The sequence below is a fragment of the Aeromonas sp. 600276 genome (assembly GCF_049175815.1).
Taxonomy (GTDB): domain Bacteria; phylum Pseudomonadota; class Gammaproteobacteria; order Enterobacterales; family Aeromonadaceae; genus Aeromonas; species Aeromonas dhakensis.
This window is the reverse complement of the sequence record NZ_JAAKVU010000002.1, coordinates 12,314-30,373: the sequence shown is the minus strand read 5'-3', so window position 1 is coordinate 30,373 and position 18,060 is coordinate 12,314. Positions and strand designations below refer to the sequence as shown.

20 protein-coding genes are annotated in these 18,060 nt (G+C 60.8%); 5 read left to right on the top strand and 15 right to left on the bottom strand.

All coding sequences use genetic code 11. The features are described from left to right. The first annotated feature begins 99 nt into the window (after positions 1-99). Positions 100-540, top strand: a complete 441-nt coding sequence (locus G5134_RS02275) for a hypothetical protein (RefSeq protein WP_065018150.1) — start codon at positions 100-102, stop codon at positions 538-540. A 71-nt stretch (positions 541-611) separates the two neighbouring features. Here the strand turns inward: G5134_RS02275 and rlmM are convergent, their stop codons facing one another. From rlmM to dinB, 6 genes are all read right to left on the bottom strand, one after another. Beyond that, on the bottom strand, positions 612-1,706 hold the full coding sequence (rlmM, locus tag G5134_RS02270) for a 23S rRNA (cytidine(2498)-2'-O)-methyltransferase RlmM (protein WP_005303513.1): 1,095 nt from the start codon (positions 1,704-1,706) through the stop codon (positions 612-614). After that, a complete protein-coding gene (locus tag G5134_RS02265; protein ID WP_043171107.1) occupies positions 1,699-2,085 on the bottom strand; it encodes a DUF423 domain-containing protein in 387 nt (128 codons plus the stop codon). The genes rlmM and G5134_RS02265 overlap by 8 nt, the downstream gene beginning before the upstream one ends. A 30-nt stretch (positions 2,086-2,115) precedes the next feature. Next, positions 2,116-2,754: an alpha/beta fold hydrolase gene (locus G5134_RS02260; protein ID WP_065018149.1), complete on the bottom strand. Its 639-nt coding sequence runs from the start codon at positions 2,752-2,754 to the stop codon at positions 2,116-2,118. Continuing rightward, complete coding sequence (locus G5134_RS02255) at positions 2,747-3,667, bottom strand: transcriptional regulator GcvA (RefSeq protein ID WP_005303519.1); 921 nt, start codon at positions 3,665-3,667, stop codon at positions 2,747-2,749. Before G5134_RS02255 ends, G5134_RS02260 begins: the two co-directional genes overlap by 8 nt. 283 nt (positions 3,668-3,950) lie before the next feature. Further along, positions 3,951-6,092 carry a methyl-accepting chemotaxis protein gene (locus G5134_RS02250; protein WP_017779835.1) on the bottom strand — a complete coding sequence of 714 codons (2,142 nt, stop codon included), beginning with the start codon at positions 6,090-6,092 and terminating at the stop codon, positions 3,951-3,953. Positions 6,093-6,160: 68 nt separating this feature from the next. Beyond that, positions 6,161-7,213 (bottom strand): DNA polymerase IV, encoded by a 1,053-nt coding sequence (gene dinB, locus G5134_RS02245; RefSeq protein ID WP_065018148.1) that lies wholly within the window; start codon positions 7,211-7,213, stop codon positions 6,161-6,163. Positions 7,214-7,344: 131 nt separating this feature from the next. On the opposite strand from dinB, the gene G5134_RS02240 reads away from it, so the two are divergent. Continuing rightward, positions 7,345-7,566, top strand: coding sequence for a hypothetical protein (locus tag G5134_RS02240; protein WP_421231847.1), 222 nt, complete (start codon positions 7,345-7,347; stop codon positions 7,564-7,566). Between the two features lie 78 nt (positions 7,567-7,644). Here G5134_RS02240 and nqrM read toward each other — a convergent pair whose 3' ends face one another. The 9 genes from nqrM to G5134_RS02195 form a co-directional block, all read right to left on the bottom strand. Continuing rightward, positions 7,645-7,869, bottom strand: a complete 225-nt coding sequence (gene nqrM, locus G5134_RS02235; RefSeq protein ID WP_005303529.1) for a (Na+)-NQR maturation NqrM — start codon at positions 7,867-7,869, stop codon at positions 7,645-7,647. An 11-nt stretch (positions 7,870-7,880) separates the two neighbouring features. Continuing rightward, positions 7,881-8,921 carry an FAD:protein FMN transferase gene (locus G5134_RS02230; RefSeq protein WP_065018147.1) on the bottom strand — a complete coding sequence of 347 codons (1,041 nt, stop codon included), beginning with the start codon at positions 8,919-8,921 and terminating at the stop codon, positions 7,881-7,883. A gap of 3 nt (positions 8,922-8,924) precedes the next feature. Beyond that, the gene (gene nqrF, locus G5134_RS02225; RefSeq protein WP_005303535.1) at positions 8,925-10,148 is read right to left on the bottom strand and encodes an NADH:ubiquinone reductase (Na(+)-transporting) subunit F; all 1,224 of its coding nucleotides are present in this window, start codon (positions 10,146-10,148) and stop codon (positions 8,925-8,927) included. A 17-nt stretch (positions 10,149-10,165) separates the two neighbouring features. Continuing rightward, complete coding sequence (gene nqrE, locus G5134_RS02220) at positions 10,166-10,762, bottom strand: NADH:ubiquinone reductase (Na(+)-transporting) subunit E (RefSeq protein ID WP_017764094.1); 597 nt, start codon at positions 10,760-10,762, stop codon at positions 10,166-10,168. Positions 10,763-10,765: 3 nt separating this feature from the next. Next, positions 10,766-11,398 carry an NADH:ubiquinone reductase (Na(+)-transporting) subunit D gene (locus G5134_RS02215; protein ID WP_005303545.1) on the bottom strand — a complete coding sequence of 211 codons (633 nt, stop codon included), beginning with the start codon at positions 11,396-11,398 and terminating at the stop codon, positions 10,766-10,768. Beyond that, on the bottom strand, positions 11,391-12,179 hold the full coding sequence (locus G5134_RS02210; protein ID WP_005303548.1) for a Na(+)-translocating NADH-quinone reductase subunit C: 789 nt from the start codon (positions 12,177-12,179) through the stop codon (positions 11,391-11,393). The genes G5134_RS02215 and G5134_RS02210 overlap by 8 nt, the downstream gene beginning before the upstream one ends. Beyond that, entirely contained in the window at positions 12,169-13,398 is a 1,230-nt protein-coding gene (locus tag G5134_RS02205; protein ID WP_421231846.1) for an NADH:ubiquinone reductase (Na(+)-transporting) subunit B, read from the bottom strand. Before G5134_RS02205 ends, G5134_RS02210 begins: the two co-directional genes overlap by 11 nt. A 3-nt stretch (positions 13,399-13,401) precedes the next feature. Continuing rightward, on the bottom strand, positions 13,402-14,745 hold the full coding sequence (locus G5134_RS02200; RefSeq protein ID WP_005303554.1) for a Na(+)-translocating NADH-quinone reductase subunit A: 1,344 nt from the start codon (positions 14,743-14,745) through the stop codon (positions 13,402-13,404). A gap of 441 nt (positions 14,746-15,186) precedes the next feature. Further along, on the bottom strand, positions 15,187-15,495 hold the full coding sequence (locus tag G5134_RS02195; RefSeq protein WP_005303561.1) for a BolA family protein: 309 nt from the start codon (positions 15,493-15,495) through the stop codon (positions 15,187-15,189). Between the two features lie 192 nt (positions 15,496-15,687). On the opposite strand from G5134_RS02195, the gene G5134_RS02190 reads away from it, so the two are divergent. From G5134_RS02190 to G5134_RS02180, 3 genes are read left to right on the top strand one after another with little or no spacing between them, the layout of a single operon-like run. Further along, positions 15,688-16,830, top strand: coding sequence for a methyltransferase (locus G5134_RS02190; RefSeq protein WP_065018145.1), 1,143 nt, complete (start codon positions 15,688-15,690; stop codon positions 16,828-16,830). Between the two features lie 29 nt (positions 16,831-16,859). Further along, positions 16,860-17,432: a YajG family lipoprotein gene (locus G5134_RS02185; RefSeq protein WP_010634807.1), complete on the top strand. Its 573-nt coding sequence runs from the start codon at positions 16,860-16,862 to the stop codon at positions 17,430-17,432. Positions 17,433-17,447: 15 nt separating this feature from the next. Next, positions 17,448-17,999, top strand: a complete 552-nt coding sequence (locus G5134_RS02180; protein WP_421231845.1) for a peptidylprolyl isomerase — start codon at positions 17,448-17,450, stop codon at positions 17,997-17,999. Positions 18,000-18,060: the final 61 nt, after the last annotated feature.

Below are 18,060 nucleotides of genomic sequence, written 5' to 3'. Positions count from 1 at the left end.
AAAAGGGAGCTTCGGCTCCCTTTGTTTTATCTCACGGCGCGCTCCCCCCTTTGTCGATTGGCTACTATGTTCAATAGATAAGGGATAAGGAGATCCATTATGCGCGCTATCGTTACCCTGTTGCTCATCAGCAGCAATGTCATGGCAATGGACAGACCGGTCGAGAATGCCTGGCCCCAGCTGCCCGCATCCAGCCAGCCGGCCAGCCAGGTCTGGCAATCCACCCTGGATACCAATGACCTGCTCAAGGCTCCCAAACCCCTCTCCTTCGGGATGGATGTCGTCACCGACAGCAATGGCAACAGTCAGGTCACTCCCTATCAGAAGCTCAACCTGACCGCCGAGAAGAGCGTCAGCCTCTCCTTCGAGCAGCACAAGCCCAGGATCAAGTTCAAGACAGCCGGCATGAACACCTCTCTCAAGCTGCGCAGCAACGGCGTCAAGCTGGAGTTCAGCCCGACCGATCGCACCATACCGCTCGACATCGAGCTCAAGCTTACCGATGGCGAATCCTCGCTGCGTTTTGACTATCGCTTCTGAACGCAAGCCGAATAAAAAGGCCGACAACCTTGGGGTTGTCGGCCTTTTTGTCAGTCCATGTCAGCCAGCCTTCACTCCTGGGGGGAGAGCTTGGAGACCCAGTACTTGTTGAAGACGTGCACCGTGATCTCTTCGCGATCGTGGTAGAGCTGCTTGGCCTGAATGATGAAGCCGCCGTCGATCTCCGCCAGCAGTTCACGCAACACCTGAATGTTGTGCACCGCCTCGGCGTAGCGCTTCTTCATCGGCAGCTTGAGATTGAACATGGCTTCCTGGCAATCACCCTCGCGGAACCAGTCGGCGATCATGTGGGTCACCCGTGCCGGCTTGTCGACCATGTCACACACCAGCCAGTAGATGTTCTTCTTGCTGGGACGCCAGACAAAGCCGTCATCGCGGATGTGCTTGACCTGGCCGGTATCCATCAGGGATTGCGCCATCATGCCGTTGTCCACCGCGGTCACCATCATGTCGCGACGTACCAGCTGATAGGTCCAGCCGCCCGGGCAGGCACCGAGATCCACCGCCTTCATGCCGGAGCGCAGCCGCACGTCCCACTCTTCCCGCGGTACGAACACGTAGAAGGCCTCTTCCAGCTTGAGGCTGGAGCGGCTCGGCGCATCGGCCGGGAAGCGCAGACGCGGGATCCCCATGTGGAAGGCGGAGTTGTTGAAGGAGTAGGAGTAACCCAGCAACACGTGGTCGTTGGCCAGGAAGAAGGCGTGGAACACCGGACGGTTCGGGGTCTCCTTCTTGGTCAGGATCTCGTTGCTGCGCAGCGCCTGGCGCAGCGGCACGGTGAATTTGCGGCAGAAGGCGGAGAGCTCCTTCGCCTCGTTGGTGTCGGCCGTCTCCACCCGCAGATCGCCGCAGATGGCGTAGTCGCGGGTCGCCTCGATGATCGGGGTGATCCGATCCGCCAGATCCAGCTCCTTGAGCTCGCAGGTCACCACCAGCATCTGGCGGATGAAGATGAGCTCCTTGAAGGGCAGCTTGCGCGCCAGCAGGTCGGCCTCTTCCTCACCGTAGCATTCGAAGATGATGTAGCCGCTGTCGTCCTTGACCCGGGCAAAGCCATAACACTGCATGTTAGTGGCTCGTTCGGTGATCTCTGCCGCCGCCTCTTTCTCAAAACCGGGGCGGCAATAAAGCAGCAGATTATTCATTCTTTCCTCCAAGACGACAGCCGGCCCACATCAGGGCCGCCCATCCCAACATAAAACAGAGGCCACCGGCCGGGGTGATGAGCCCCAAGCCCTTGCTGCCAAGCAGCACCATGGCGTAAATACTGCCGGAGAATCCCAGGATCCCCAGCACAAAGGCGGAGCCAGCCAGGTTGATCACCTTGCTGCGCACACCGCACCACCCCAGCACCAGCAGGGCCAGGGCGTGAAAAAACTGATACTGCACGGCGGTATTGAACGCCGCCAGACGCGAAGGGTCGATGCCGGTGGCCGCCAGACCGTGGGCACCATAGGCGCCCAGCATGGTCGCCGTCAGGCCGAAAAAGCCCGCCAGCACCAGCCAATGTCGATGAAATTGCATCCCTTGCCTCCTTGTTGTCCCGCGCCAGCCTCAACCCCGCGCCGGGATGGTCGCAATGAAATCCTTGATCCGTTCGGCCGCCTGGCGCAGGTTGCCCTGCTCGCTCGCACCGCTGCTCTTGCGCGGCTTGAAACCATGATCACCATCGGTCAGCCAATGGACCGATACGGCGGATGAGAAGGGGAAATCAGCCAGTTCGGCACGGGTGCCGAAGGTATCGCGCTCCCCTTGCAACAGCAGGGTTGGCGTCTTGATCTGCTTGAGCACCTCGCCCCGCCAGCGGTCGGGGTTGGCCGGGGGGTGGAAAGGATACCCGAGAATGAGCAATCCTGCAGCATTCATCTCGTCCTCACTCTCCTGATAGAGTTCGGCCGCCATCCGCCCACCCATGGATTTGCCCGCCAGAAACAGTCTGGGATGGGCAAACGCCTCGATCATCTGGCGCCAGTGGTCGAGCAGGACAGGCTGCCGGTCCGGCGGACGACGCTTGCCATCCAGGGCGCGCTTGCTCATGTAGGGAAAATTGAAACGCACCACCTCGATCTCGGGCCCGGCCAGCAGCCGTGACAGCTCGGCCAGAAAGGCGTGCTCCATGCCGGCCCCGGCGCCGTGGGCCAACAGAATGCGAACGGGGGCATCAACAGCCCCCTCCCGGATCACCTCATGCATCGGCCAGCCGGGCCCGGCGACGGGCCTCCTCCTGCTCCACCAGTTCCAGCATCCAGTCGCGGAAGGCGACTATCTTGCCCTGATCGGACTGCTGCTCCTGGCACACCAGATAGAAGGCGTTCTTGCTCACCAGCACCTGCTCAAACGGGCAGATGAGGCGGCCTGCCTCTATCTCTGGCTGGGCCAGCACGCTGTGACCAAGGGCCACCCCCTGGCCGTGAATGGCGGCCTGGATCACCATGGTGGAGTGGCTGAAGATGGGCCCCTGGTTGACGTTGGGGGCATCGATGTCGAGCTGGCGAAACCAGGCCTTCCAGTCGCGACGCGAGGTGTCGTGCAGCAGGGTGTGGCGGGTCAGATCGTCCGGGGTGCGCAGCGGCTTGGGACCAGTCAGCAGCAGCGGTGAACAGACCGGGATCAGATACTCGGTGTGCAGCTTGTCGGCCCGCAGCCCGGGCCAGTTGCCGCGTCCGTAGTAGATGGCCACGTCCACGTCGTCGGTGAGCGAGCCCTCATCCATGTCCACCGCCTTGATCCGCACGTCGATGTCGGGATGACGTTCGCTGAACTTGACCAGCCGCGGCACCAGCCACTGGATGGCGAAGCTCGGCTGCAGAGAAACGGTGAGCGCGCCCTTGGCGCTGCGGGCCAGCAACTTGTCGGTTGCCTCCGAGATGGAGGTGAAGATGTCCTTGATGTCGAGGAAGTAGCCCTGCCCCTCCTCGGTCAGCAACAGAGAGCGGTTCTTGCGGCGAAACAGCTTGATACCGAGGTACTCTTCCAGCGCCTTGATCTGGTGACTGATGGCGGCCTGGGTCACGAACAGCTCCTCCGCAGCGCGGGTGAAGCTTAAATGACGAGCCGCGGCTTCAAACGCTTTCAGTGCGTTGAGCGGGGGTAAACGACGAGACATGAGACCAGCCGACGATGAGTTTTTCTAATGGGCCGCATTATAATTTGTCGGTTGCGGGTCGACCAGTGAATAAACATAATTCGCTTCGCAATCCGTTGCCATATGGCTCACTTTTTCTCTTCCATGTTGGTTTACATGTGATTTTTGTGAGTCTCTGGAGTGCGATTGTGGTGTTGTGTTTCTTCCTCTGCGGGAAGAGGGGCTTAAATCGGACCGATTTAACCCAGTCTGTCATCTGAATGTGTTTGGCGCCTCCGGTTGGAAGGCGCCTTTTTTCTTATACCTATACCTTGAACTGCCCCACCAGTTGCTGCTGCTTGTCGGCCAGCGCCGACAGCTCGCGACCATTTTCGGCGGAGCTGGCCGCCTCGGCCCGGATGGTGTGGCTCACATCGCGAATGTTGCTGACGTTGCGATTGATCTCGTCCGCCACCCCGCTCTGCTCCTGCGCCGCCCTCGCGATCTGCTCGTTCATCTGATGTATGGTGCCGACCGCGTGGATGATCTGCTCCAGCACGCTGACCGACAGATCGACCTTGGTCAGCGTCAGATCCGCCTGGCCGTGGCCTGTCATGATCGCCTTCACCACCGCCTCGGTGCCGGACTGCAGCTGGCCGATGAGGGTCTGGATCTCGACGATGGCGTTCTGGGTGCGGCCCGCCAGATTGCGCACCTCGTCCGCCACCACCGCAAAACCGCGCCCCTGCTCGCCGGCCCGCGCCGCCTCGATGGCGGCGTTGAGCGCCAGCAGGTTGGTCTGCTCGGCGATCCCCTGGATCACCACCAGGATGTCGTTGATGTTCTCGCTGTTGGCTGACAGGTGCTCCACCACCGGCTTGGCATCGCTGATCACAGCCATCAGCTTGCGCATCGCCTCCTGGGTGTCGGCCACCACGTACTTGCCCTCCTGCGCCGCCGTGTCGGCCTCGTTGGCAGCGGCCACCGCCGAGTTGGCGTTGCTGGCCACCTGCAGGGCGGTAGCGCTCAACTCCTCGAACGCGGTCGCCACTAGGTCCACCTCCTGATACTGAGCCTGCATGCCGGCACTGGTGCGCTCGGCGACGCTGGCCGCCTGCTCCGCGCTGGCCCGGGTGCCGGCAACGGTATCAATGACCTGGCTGATGGTACTCTGCAGCTTGTTCAAGAAGCTGTTGAACCACTTGGCCAGCTCGCCAATCTCGTCGTCACGGCGCAGCTCGATGCGCTGGGTGAGATCCCCCTCGCCGCTGGCAATGTCCTTGAGACGGGCCACCACGGCGCGGATGGGGGCCACTATCTGATGGGCCATCAGCCAGATGCAGATCAGCGCCACCGCCGAGATGAGGCCACCGATGAGCAGCTGGGTCATCACGCTGCGGCTGGCCTGGCCGGAGAGATCGTCCTGCAGCTGAAGGGCCGAGGCGAGCACCACGCTGCGCGGCAGCTCGATGTAGATGCCCCATTTCTGTTCCGTACCGCGCATCTTGACCGGTACGAAGGTCTGCAGCAGGTTGCCGTCCGGACTCCAGCGACTGGCCACCTGCCCCTGGCCCAGCCAGCCCTGCAAGGCGGCCGTCAGGGTCTGATACTGCTGACCGAGCGGACTGCCCAGGGTGACGTCGAAGCCGTCCACCCCGGCAACACGGCCCTGACTGCTCACCAGCAGCACCTTGCCCTGCCCCTCATAGAGCTCCTGATCCATCTCCTTGACCAGACTCTGCAGCGCGGTCAGCGAGATATCGACCCCGACCATGCCGAGCAGCTTGTCTTGCTCCAGCAGAGGCACTGTCACCGAGGTCATCAATACCTTTTGCGACCCCACATCGTCCAGATAAGGCTCCAGCAGACAGAGGGCCTTGCTGCGAATGCTGCAGCGATACCACTCGTTCTCCACCCCGCCGGCCGCGGTCGGGCTCTCGTCCGCCAGCACGGATTCGTCCTGCACCTCGGGTTCAATCTTGCCGTCGACCCGCGCCCAGTAGGTGGAGAAACGCCCCTGATCGTTGGAGCCCAGCGCGCTGGAGCCGTGGTAGTTGCTGTCTTCGCCGTCGAGCTGGTCCGGCTCGAACACCGCATAGACGCCGAGCAGGTGATCGGAGGAGGCGGCCGCGTCATGCAGTTGCTGGTTGACGGCGGTACGCAGTGATTCGGAGGAGCCGAAATTGTCGGCCGCATTCTTGCGCTGGAACAGGATCCCCTGGCCCAGCAGGGTTGCCCGGAAGTAGGCCTCGTCCAGATAACTGGTCACCTTGGCCGCCTGCTCCGAGCCCATCGCCTTCATCCAGTTTTCGGCCGCACTCTGGGCTTCCGCCGTGGTAGAAGTCAGCACCTGATCCTGCATGTTGGCAGCACTGAAGAGAGAAGAGGCCACCAGGGCACCGGCACTGGCCAACAAACAACAACCGGCGATCAGGGTGATCCGCCCCTGAACAGAAAGAGAACTCATGCCACCATTTCCTAGCTTCATACTGATGTGATCAGTGTATCGGTTTTAGAAACAAAAACTTAACCTTATCACGCTAAATCCAGGGCAAGCTGGTTCACTTCGCCGACCGCGGGCAGGCCGACCACCAATCCCAGTAGCCGAATGGGTTTGCCCTGTGCCCGCAGCAAACCTTCGTGCAACAGATCGTGAAACCGCTCCGGCTGGTAACCCCCGCGCCGGTAGACGGTGGTCTGCTGGAAATCGGCAAACTTGAGCTTGATCCCCTGCCCCATCAACTGCTCCTTGCCGTGGCTGGCCGAGAATCGCTGCTCCAGCTCGGGAATGAGCCTGCTCAGCACCTGCCAACAGGCGGCCTCATCCAGCACGTCGCTGGCCAGGGTGGTCTCCACCCCTATGGTCTTGCGCACCCGCTGGGCCTGCACCGGCTGCTCGTCGTGGCCCCAGATCCGCCCGGCCAGCATCTCCCCGAGCTTGCCGAACCGGGCGATCAGCTCCTCGTTGCCGAGCTGGCGGGCATCCTCGCAGGAGTAAAGGCCGAGCGACTCCAGCCGATCCGCGGTCTTGCGACCGATACCTGGCAGCTTGCCGAGGGGCAGCTGGCGCACGAACTCATCCACCTCCTGCGGGCGGATCACGAACAGGCCATCCGGCTTGCGCTGCTCGGAGGCGAGCTTGGCCAGAAACTTGTTCGGCGCCACCCCGGCCGAGGCGGTCAGCCCCAGTTCGGCATTGATCGCGGCGCGGATCTCGCGGGCCATCAGGGTGGCACTGCCGCCACAGCAGGGGCTCATCGTCACGTCGAGATAGGCCTCATCGAGGGATAGCGGCTCCACCTGCTCGGTGTAGCGCAGAAAGATGGCCCGCAGCTGGCGGGAGACCTCCTTGTAGACCGCCATCCGGCCGGGAATGAGCACCAGCGGCGGGCAGAGCTTGCGTGCCAGGGCGCTCGGCATGGCGGAGCGCACCCCGAAGCGACGCGCCACATAGTTGCAGGTCGAAATGACACCGCGCCTGTCCGCCGAGCCGCCGATGGCCAGCGGCACCTCACGCAGGGCCGGGTTGTCCCGCATCTCTACCGCGGCATAGAAGCAGTCCATATCGATGTGAATGATCTTGCGCATACCACTGTACGAATAAACAGGTAACCTGCCTATGCTAACCCAGCCCTGCCATTTCTGCCATCGGCATGATATGACGGGCCGACATAGACTCTTAAGGCACCATTTATAATCCATCGCACAAGGAGAATGAGATGAAGGGAGTCTGGCCGGGGTTGACCCTGGGGCTCTGCCTGCTGCTGCTGCAGCAGAGCAATGGCAAGGACAATCCGACCGCCGAGTGCAGCTGGTTGCACGAGCGCATCGAGGCGCTGGAGAAGGCCATCAAACAGGGGGACGAGCTGGGTACGCAGGAGGAGCTGGCACGCTGGCGGGCCGAATTCAACAAGAAGGAGTGCCAGCGCTACGACTACTGAGCGCTCGCCATAAAAGACGGGCTGACCCAAGGGTCAGCCCGTTTTGCTTTCGACATGGGTGCGAGAGCCCCTGCCCGCTCAGATGATCCGGTTCTCGGCCAGCATCTTGCGACGGGCCTCTTCCTTGGCCATCTTCTTCTTGCGGTTGTCGCAGGGTTCCGGGCAATCACACTCTTTTTCGATACCTATACTGCCAAGTCCGCCACAGGAGCCGGAGATGGTCTTCTTCTGGAAGATGTAGCCGATGGCCATGGCCACCACCACCACCAGAAACACCCCGAAGGTGATCAAAAAAATCTGCATGTTACCGCCCCTTATTTTCTAACCAGATACTGTTTGAAGGCATCGGAGTAAGACTCCTCGAAACCCTCATCCGTCTTGGTGATCACGAAAATGGCCAGCCCCCGCTCCTTGGCGTAGGCCAGGCTCTTCTCGGGTCCGAGCACCATGAACACGGTCGCCAGCCCGTCTGCGGTCATGCAGGAGGGGTGAATGACGGTCACCGACACCATCCGGTGCTGAATAGGCTTGCCGGTCATGGGATCGATGGTGTGGGAGAAGCGCTTGCCGTCCAGCTCGTAATAGTTGCGGTACTCGCCCGAGGTAGCCACCCCGTTGTCGCCCGCCACTATCACCTCCTGCACCGAGCCGGCGTTGGCAGTCGGTTTCTCGATGGCAACGCGCCAGGGATGACCCTTGCCGTTGACGCCATTGATCCGCAATTCGCCGCCGATCTCAACCAGATAGTTGCGCGAACCCAGGGACTCCAGATACTCGGCCACCTTGTCGACACCAAAGCCCTTGGCGATGGCGGAGAGATCCACGTAGAGATCCGGGATGTCCTTTTGCAGGGTATCGGCATCGGCGGAAGTGATCACGTGCAGATTGCCGAGCCCGGTCTTCTGGCGGGTCTGGGTGATCAGCTCGTCAGACGGCGTCTTGGTCGGGCGCGCATCGGGTCCGAAGCCCCACAGATTGACCAAGGGGCCGACAGTGACGTCCAGAGCCCCGCGGCTCTCACGGCCAATGTGAATGGCCTCGGTCACCACCCGCGCGGTATCGCGGGAAACCACCACGGGCGTCGAGCTGCGGTGCTGGTTGAAGCGCGACAGCTCGGAATCCGGCCGGTAGGTCGACATCTGATCGTTCACCCGCTCCAGCAGTACATCGACTTCGGCCTGGAACTTGGCGGGATCGGTGATGACGTTGTCCGCCACCTTGATGGAGTAGTAGGTACCCATGGTGCTGCCGGTGATGTGGATCTCCGGCTTCGATTGGACCGTTTGTTCCTGACCGCACCCAGTCAAGAAAAAGGCTAGCCCGAAGGCTAGCCAGGTCTTTACAACACTGTGCATTGATTAACCACCAAAGTCATCCAGCAGGATGTTCTCGTCTTCAACGCCGAGGTTTTTCAGCATGTTGATGACGGCAGCGTTCATCACGGGAGGACCGCACATGTAGAACTCGCAATCTTCCGGCGCCTCGTGGTTCTTGAGATAGTTCTCGAACAGCACGTTGTGGATGAAGCCGGTGTAGCCGTCCCAGTTGTCTTCCGGTTGCGGATCGGACAGGGCCACATGCCACTGGAAGTTGTCGTTCTCGGCCTGCAGCATGTCGAAGTCTTCGACATAGAACATCTCGCGCTTGGAACGGGCACCGTACCAGAAGCTCATCTTGCGCTTGGTCTTCAGACGGCGCAGCTGATCGAAGATGTGGGAACGCATCGGTGCCATACCGGCACCACCACCGATGAACACCATTTCCGCGTCGGTGTCCTTGGCGAAGAACTCGCCGAACGGACCGGAGATGGTCACCTTGTCCCCCGCCTTCAGGCTGAAGATGTAGGAGGACATCTGGCCGGGAGGGGCAGTCCAGTTGCTCGGCGGCGGGGTCGCGATCCGCACGTTCAGCATGATGATGCCGAACTCTTCCGGATAGTTGGCCATGGAGTAGGCACGGATGATCGGCTCGTTGACCTTGGACTCCAGTTCGAAGATCTTGAAGCGATCCCAGTCACCGCGATATTCGGTAGGAATATCGAAGTTCTTGTACTGCACGTGGTGGGCAGGCGCTTCGATCTGGATATAACCACCGGCGCGGAACGGCACGCTCTCGCCATCGGGGATCTGCAGCTTGAGCTCCTTGATGAAGGTGGCCTTGTTGTCATTGGAGATGACGGTACATTCCCACTTCTTCACGCCGAAGATCTCTTCCGGCAGCTCGATGTCCATGTCGGAACGGACGGTGACCTGACAGGCCAGACGCTCGCCGTGACGGGCTTCGCCCTTGCTGATGTGATCCAGCTCGGTCGGCAGGATGTCGCCGCCGCCGGATTTCACCCGTACCTTGCACTGACCACAGGAGCCGCCGCCGCCGCAGGCGGAGGAGACGAAGATACCGCTGCCGGCCAGCACGCCGAGCAGCTTGCCACCCGCCGGGCTGGTCACAGCCTTGGCCGGGTCGCCGTTGATGCTGATTGTCACGTCACCGGCGGTTACCAGCTTGGACTTGGCGAACAGAATGACTGCCACCAAGGCCAGCAGGATCACGGTGAACATGACCACACCCAGAATAATTTCCATCTATATTTCCTTTCCGATTACAGGGAAATACCAGAGAAGGACATGAAGCCCAGCGCCATCAGACCCGCGGTGATGAAGGTGATGCCGAGGCCGCGCAGGCCTTCCGGAACATCGGAGTACTTCATCTTCTCGCGGATCCCTGCCATCGCAACGATAGCCAGCATCCAGCCTGCACCCGAACCCACGCCATAGACCACGGACTCCACGAAGTTGTAGTCACGCTGCACCATGAAGGAGACGCCACCGAAGATGGCGCAGTTCACGGTGATGAGCGGCAGGAAGATACCGAGGGCGTTGTAGAGGGCCGGGAAGTACTTGTCCAGCGCCATCTCCAGGATCTGCACCAGGGCCGCGATCACCCCGATGAAGGTGATGAAGCTCAGGAAGCTGAGATCCAGACCGGACACCAGGGCACCGTCTTTGAGCACGTAGTTGTAGATCAGGTTGTTGGCCGGTACGGCCACGGTCTGAACCACGATAACGGCGACACCCAGGCCCATGGCGGTCTTGACCTTCTTGGACACCGCCAGGAAGGTACACATCCCCAGGAAGAAGGAGAGCGCCAGGTTCTCGATGAAGATCGAGCGAATCAACAGACTGATATAGTGTTCCATACCTTAATCCTTCGCCTCCACCTGCTTGGGATCCTTGGTGCGTACGCCCCAGATGATCAGACCAATGATGAAGAACGCACTCGGCGGCAGCAGCAGCAGGCCGTTCGGCACATACCAGCCACCATTGTTCACCAGCGGCAGCAGTTCGATGCCGAACCAGGTGCCGGAGCCCAGGATTTCACGCACGGTGGCCACGGTCAGCAGCACGGCGCCATAACCCAGACCGTTGCCGATACCATCCAGGAAGGAGGGCAGCGGGGCACTCTTCATGGCGTAGGCTTCGGCACGACCCATCACGATACAGTTGGTGATGATGAGGCCGACGAACACCGACAGCTGCTTGGAGATGTCGTAGGCATACGCCTTGAGCACCTGGTCAACCACGATAACCAGCGAGGCAATCACCGCCATCTGGGCGATGATCCGCACGCTGTTCGGGATCTGGTTGCGGATCAGGGAGATGAACAGGTTGGAGAAGGCGGTGACCGCGGTAACGGCCAGCGTCATCACGAACGCAGTCTTCATCTGGCTGGTAACGGCCAGCGCGGAACAGACACCCAGCACCTGCAGTGCGATGGGGTTGTTGCCGAGCACAGGCGTCAACAGCAACTTTTTCATTTCGCTCTTGTCAGCCATTGTTGATTTCTCCTGCACGAACCTTGGCCAGGAAAGGACCGAAGCCCTTGGGACCCATCCAGAAGTCGAAGGTATGCTGTACGCCGTTACCGGTCAGGGTTGCGCCGGACAGGCCGTCGATCTCATGCTCGGAACCAGCCGGAGCATGACCCTTGATCACCCGCAGCGCAGGCTGACCGTTCTGGTCGAACAGCTTCTTGCCGACGAACAGCTCGCGCCAGGCCGGGTTCTCGACTTCGCCACCCAGACCCGGGGTTTCACCGTGGTCGTAGTAGGTGATGCCCTTGATGGTCTGGCCATCGGCCGCGACCGCTACGAACGCATACATGGTAGACCACAGACCCTGGCCGTAGATCGGCAGGATGATGTTGTCGACCTTGCCTTCGGCATCTTTGGCGAAGAACACCGGGACCAGCTTGGAGATCTGACGCAGGCCGGCCTTGTCGTCGGCCGGAGCCAGGCGAATGTTCTGGGCAGGATCCTTGGCGGCGACCTTGGTGTCGAAGTTGTCGGCATCGCCGTCAACGAACTCACCGGTGGCCAGATCCACCAGACGCGCTTCAATCTTGTCGCCATACAGCTTGGCCAGGTCACGCTTGGCCACGGCGCTGATGTCGACGCCGGCGACGGACAGGATGTTGCTTTGCTTGTCCAGCGCCTTGTTTTCCAGCTGGGCCGGACGCAGACCCACGGCGGCCACGGAGACCACGATGGAGCAGACCAGACACAGACCGGTCACTACGGCGAGAGTGCCGGTAGTAGAGTCTTTATTAAACGCCACGAGCGATCCTCCGCTTGATGTTCGCCTGTGCCACGAAATGGTCAAACAAGGGGGCAAACAGGTTGGCAAACAGAATGGCCAGCATCATGCCTTCCGGGAAGGCGGGGTTCACGACCCGGATCAGCACCACCATCACGCCGATCAGGGCGCCGTACCACCACTTGCCCTTGTTGGTAAAGGCAGCAGAGACGGGGTCGGTCGCCATGAAGGCCATACCGAAGGCGAAACCACCCAGCACCAGGTGCCAGTGCCACGGCATGTTGAACATGGGGTTGGTGTCGGAACCGATGACGTTGAACAGCAGGGAGGTAGCTACCATGCCGATCATCACGCCGGCGATGATGCGCCAGGAGGCGATACGCATGTAGACGATCATGGTCGCACCCAGCAGGATCATCAGGGTGGAGACTTCACCGATGGAACCGGGCAGGTTGCCAAGGAATGCGTCCATCCAGCTGATGCTCTGGCCGGTGGCACCGTTGATCAGCGCCATCTGGCCGCCCTGGGCCCACTGGCTCAGCGCGGTTGCGCCCGAGTAGCCGTCGACGGCAACCCAGACCGCATCACCGGAGATTTGACCCGGGTAGGCGAAGAACAGGAAAGCACGACCCGCCAGCGCCGGGTTCAGGAAGTTCTTGCCGGTACCACCGAACACTTCCTTGGCCAGCACCACACCGAAGGTGATACCCAGGGCAGCTTGCCACAGGGGCAGCTCGGGCGGCACGATCAGCGCGAACAGGATGGAGGTCACGAAGAAGCCTTCGTTGATCTCGTGCTTGCGCACCATGGCGAACAGCACTTCCCAGAAACCACCGACGATGAAGACGGTGATGTAGATCGGGAAGAAGTGGGCCGCACCGATCAGCATCTTGCTGCCGACGCCGGCCACCGCCGGATCCAGGGAGGCACCCAGCAGGGTAGCCAGGGCATATTGCCAGCTGCCGGCACCGGCGGCCGTACCCAGATGGGCAATCGCGGCGATGGACTGGTTGCCGACGTTGTACATGCCCCAGAACATGGCCGGGAACACGGCCAGCCACACCATGATCATCATCCGCTTCAGATCGATCGCATCACGGACGTGGGCGGCATTGCGGGTCACGGAACCCGGGGTATAAAACAGAGTGTACGCCGCTTCGAACAGGGCATAGTACTTGGCGTACTTGCCACCCGGCTCGAAGTGATGTTCCATATTTTCAAGAAGTTGCTTGAAACTCATCGCTTAACCTTCCAGTTCAATCTTGGTCAGGCACTCACGCAAGATCGGGCCGTACTCGGTCTTGCCGGGGCAGACGAAGGTACAGAGCGCCAGATCTTCCTCATCCAGCTCCAGGCAGCCGAGCGCTTGCGCATTGTCGGTATCGCCGGAGACCAGATCCCGCAGCAGCAGGGTCGGCAGGATGTCGAGCGGCATCACGCGCTCATAGTTGCCGATAGGCACCATGGAGCGGTCACTACCATTGGTGGTGGTAGTGAAGTTGATGAGCTTGCCCTTCACCAGGTGAGAGAGGGTGGTACGGGTGATGGAGAACTTGCTGGCGCTAGGATTGACCCAACCCAGGAACTCTTTCTCGCGACCTTCACCCAGCACGCTGACCTGATTGTGGTAGCGACCCAGGTAGTCATGGACCCCTTCAGCCTTGGCACCGCTCAGCAGGGAACCGGAGATGACACGATTCTCGTCCGCACGCAGCTCGTTGTTGGTGAGCTGGCTGATGCAGGCACCCATGCGAGTACGCAGCAGACGCGGCTTGATGACGTTCGGGCCGGCCAGGGCGATCACCTTGTCAGTATGGATCTGACCGGTGGTGAACAGCTTGCCGTAGGCGATCACGTCCTGATAGTTGATGTGCCACTGCACTTTCTTGGCACCGACGGGGTCCAGGAAGTGGATGTGGGTACCGGGCAGGCCGGCAGGGTGCGGACCGACGAACACCTCTTCCTTGACTTGCGCCAGGGAAGCGTGCGGCAGGCTGCCTTCGCCCTTGCAGACATAGACGGAACCATCGGTCAGGCGGGTCAGCACGGCCAGACCGTCGAGGAACGCCTGGGACTGTTCCTTGATGATCAGCTCCGCATCGGCGGCCAGCGGGTTGGTGTCCATGGCGGTGACGAAGATGGCGCGCGGGGTGGAACCCACGGCCGGCACCTTGCTGAACGGGCGGGTACGCAACGCAGTCCATTGGCCGGACGCGACCAGGATCTCCTGCACCTTGCTGCGTTCGAGCTTAGGCAGCTCGGCACAGGCAAAGTGCTCGAAGGTCACCTGCTCGTCGGACCCATCGATATCGATGACAACGGATTGCAGAATGCGCTTGGCACCACGGTTGATCTCTGAAACCACACCGGTGGCGGGGGCCGTGAATTTAACGCCGGGATTCTTCTTATCTTCGAAGAGCTCCTGACCTTTAATGACGCGATCACCTACTTTGACAAACATAGTAGGACGCATCCCCACGAACTCTTCGCCGAGTGTAGCAACACGGGTGATGGCCGGGCCATCGTAGATTACTTGCTCCGGAGCACCCAGCACGGGGATGTCCAGTCCTCTTTTAATTGTAATCATACTCACTTGCACTACCGTTAAGGGAAGACAGGTTGGTTAGCGCCGAGAAATACATCACGACGAGTTGTTGAATGAGCCCGTTGATGTTGCGGCAAGATGTCGAAGAAATAAACAAATCAGCAACATACAGAGTCATTCAAAAGCGCCTGAGTTTACCACCTATGGCAAGTTTCCTGCCATGCAAAATGGGGAAAATCCCCGCTCTATCACAAAATCATCGCAATTTAATCGCGTCGCTTTTTCTCGTGAAACCTCAGGCGGGGCCTCGAGTTAGCCATCATTACCCCAAAATGGGTAATAATTTTTATGTTCGAAAAAGGATTAGAAATCTTGATGGCGCGGTGGGAGGGCGACGTTCCCCTCATGAGTACGAAACGTCGCCGAAACAGGTTTTGAAATTGTTAACTGGTCGAAGATTGAGTAATCAATTCGTCAATAGTCTTAAGAGAGTCCGTTTTTGCTGACGCAGCTGGGGGTGCTCGGTGCCTGCTCCCGTTGTTGCCACTCCTGCTCGGTATAGGTATGCAGCGCCAATGCATGAATGGCCCCCGCCAGCTCGTCGGCCAGCACCGCATTGACCTGACGATGGCGCCCCAGCAGGCGCTGCCCTTCAAACGCCTGGCTCACCACCACCACCTTGAAGTGGCTCTCCGAGCCCGGCGCCACCCTGTGCATGTAGCTCTCGTTGATCACTTCCAGGTGGCTGGGGGACAAGGCGGCGGCCAGCTTGGCCTCGATCTGTTGTTGCATGGTCACGAGCAAAACTCCCAAAATGGATGTCCGGCCATTGTAGCCAGGGTTGGCCGGATGACGAAATCGGGCGGTGCGGGAAAATCCCGCTTGCAGCTCTGCCGGGCTGGTGAAATTCTCCGCCCCCGCTAGAATAGCGCCACTTTGCGCCCCGCCGGGGCCCGTTACGTGACTCAGCTGGACAATTCGCCTATGCAAACCCTTCTCGACACGGCCCACTGTCGCCTGACCCTGTATCGCTATCCACGTCAGCAGCAGGATCCCTTGCAGGCCTGGGATGCCGCCGACGAGTATCTGATCAACACCCTGGCCGAGGAGCCCCTCGAGCAGGATGGCCCCGTGATCATCATGAACGACGGCTTCGGCGCGTTGGCCGCCTGTCTGCACCCTCATGCTCCTGTCTGCGTCACCGACTCCCACATCAGCGAGCGGGCTACCCTGGCCAACCTGGCAGAGAACGGCCTGGATCCCGCGGCCATCCGCCTGCAGGATGCGCTGGCTCCCCTGCCCGATGCCCCCGCACTGGTGGTGATCAAGGTCTCCAAGTATCAGGCGCTGCTGGAGCAGCAACTGCTGGCCCTGCGCGGGGTCGTTACCCCTGCCACCCGCGTCATCGCCGCCGGCAAGGCCAAGGACATCCACACTTCCACCCTGGCGCTGTTTGAGAAATACCTGGGGCCGACCCGCACGTCACTCGCCTGGAAGAAGGCGCGCCTCATTCACTGCACTCCGGCCGCAGCGCCCGCCGAGCGTCCCGCGCTGGCCAACCCCTTCCCCACGGTCTGGCCGCTGGAGGGCACCGACCTGCTCATCCACAACCACGCCAACGTGTTCTCGCGCACCAGTCTGGATATCGGCGCCCGCTTCATGCTGGACAATCTGCCCATCCACAGCGCCCGCAAGGTGATCGATCTGGGCTGCGGCAACGGCGTGCTGGGGCTCTCCCTGCTGGCGCGTGACAGCGAGGTGGAGGTCACCTTCGTCGACGAGTCCCGCATGGCGGTCGCCTCGGCCCGGCTCAACGTCGAGCACAATCTGCCGGCGGCCCTGCCCCGCGCCCACTTTATGGTCAACAACTGTCTCGACGGCGTGCCTGCCGGTTCGGCGGATCGGATCCTCTGCAACCCGCCGTTCCATCAGTTGCAGGCCATCACAGACCACATCGCCTGGCAGATGTTCAGCGACGCCCACCGGGTGTTGCCCAAAGGGGGGGAACTCTGGATAGTGGGCAACCGCCATCTGGACTATCACAACAAGCTCAAGCGCCTGTTTGCCAACGCACAAGTCGTTGCGTCGAACAGCAAATTCGTTATTTTGAAAGCCATCAAACGTTAAACGCCATCAAACGCGAAAGGAAACCCATGATGAAAAAGTCACTCTTGCTGCTGGCCGCCCTGATGCTGGGTGGTTGTGCGACTCACTGGCCGGAGAGCGCCCTGCTCAATCCGCAGGTGATCCCCTCCAACCAGCAGTACTACTCGGGCAACCGCATCACCCTGGAAGGGGTGGACAAGCGTGAAGCCGCCTACGTCTTCTCCATCAAGAAAAAAGAGAAGGCCGCGGTACTGGTCAACAGCAGCCAGCCCCTCAACAGCCTGCTGGCGGAAAAGCTCGCCGAAGGGCTGCGCAGCCAGGGCCTGGAAGTAGGCAACAGCGGCACCACCAACCTGACTCTGGCCATCTCCACTGCCGCGGTCACGGTAGAAGAGAAGACCTTCACCTATGTCACCAAGTCCCGCGTCAGCCTGCAGGTGATCGCCGACTTCCAGGGCAGCAAGCTGACCAAGCAGTTCAACATGTCCTCCAGCAAGGAAGGCCCGGGCGAGCCGAGCATGGCCGAACTGGAGTCCACCCTGAACCAGCAGCTGGGCAGCGTACTGCAGCAGATCATGGCTGACACCGCCCTGCGCGGTTATCTCAAGGGTCAGCCGAGCTGAGCAAGGAGCGAATAGATGAAAAAACTCTGGTTACTGGCCATGCTGATCGCCCCGCTGGCGTTCGCCGGCCCCAAGGTCAGGATGGAGACCAACCACGGCAACATAGTGGTGGAGCTGGCCTCCAAGCAGGCGCCGCAGACGGTAAAGAACTTCCTGCGCTACGTGGCCGATGGCAGCTATGACGGCAGCCTCTTCCACCGGGTGATCCAGGACTTCGTGGTGCAGGGGGGCGGCTACAACCAGCAGTTCCAGCAACTGCCCACCTTCGACCCCGTGGTCAACGAGTCCAAGGGCGGCCTGCCCAACAAGCGCGGCAGCATCGCCATGGCCCGCACTCAGGCGGTCGACAGCGCCACTCGCCAGTTCTACTTCAACCTGGTCGACAACAACAACCTCAACGCCAATGCCGGCGCCGGTTACACCGTGTTCGGCCAGGTGGTGCAGGGCATGGAGGTGCTGGACAAGCTGGCCCAGGTGCAGACCGGTTACAGCCCCATCCTGCGTGCCAACGACGTGCCTACCAGCCCCATCATCCTGAAGAAGGTGGTCCTGCTGGCGGACAAATAACGCGGAGCGGATCACAATCCGTCATCCCCGCAGTCCGGGTCGCCGGTGCCCCTTTCTATAC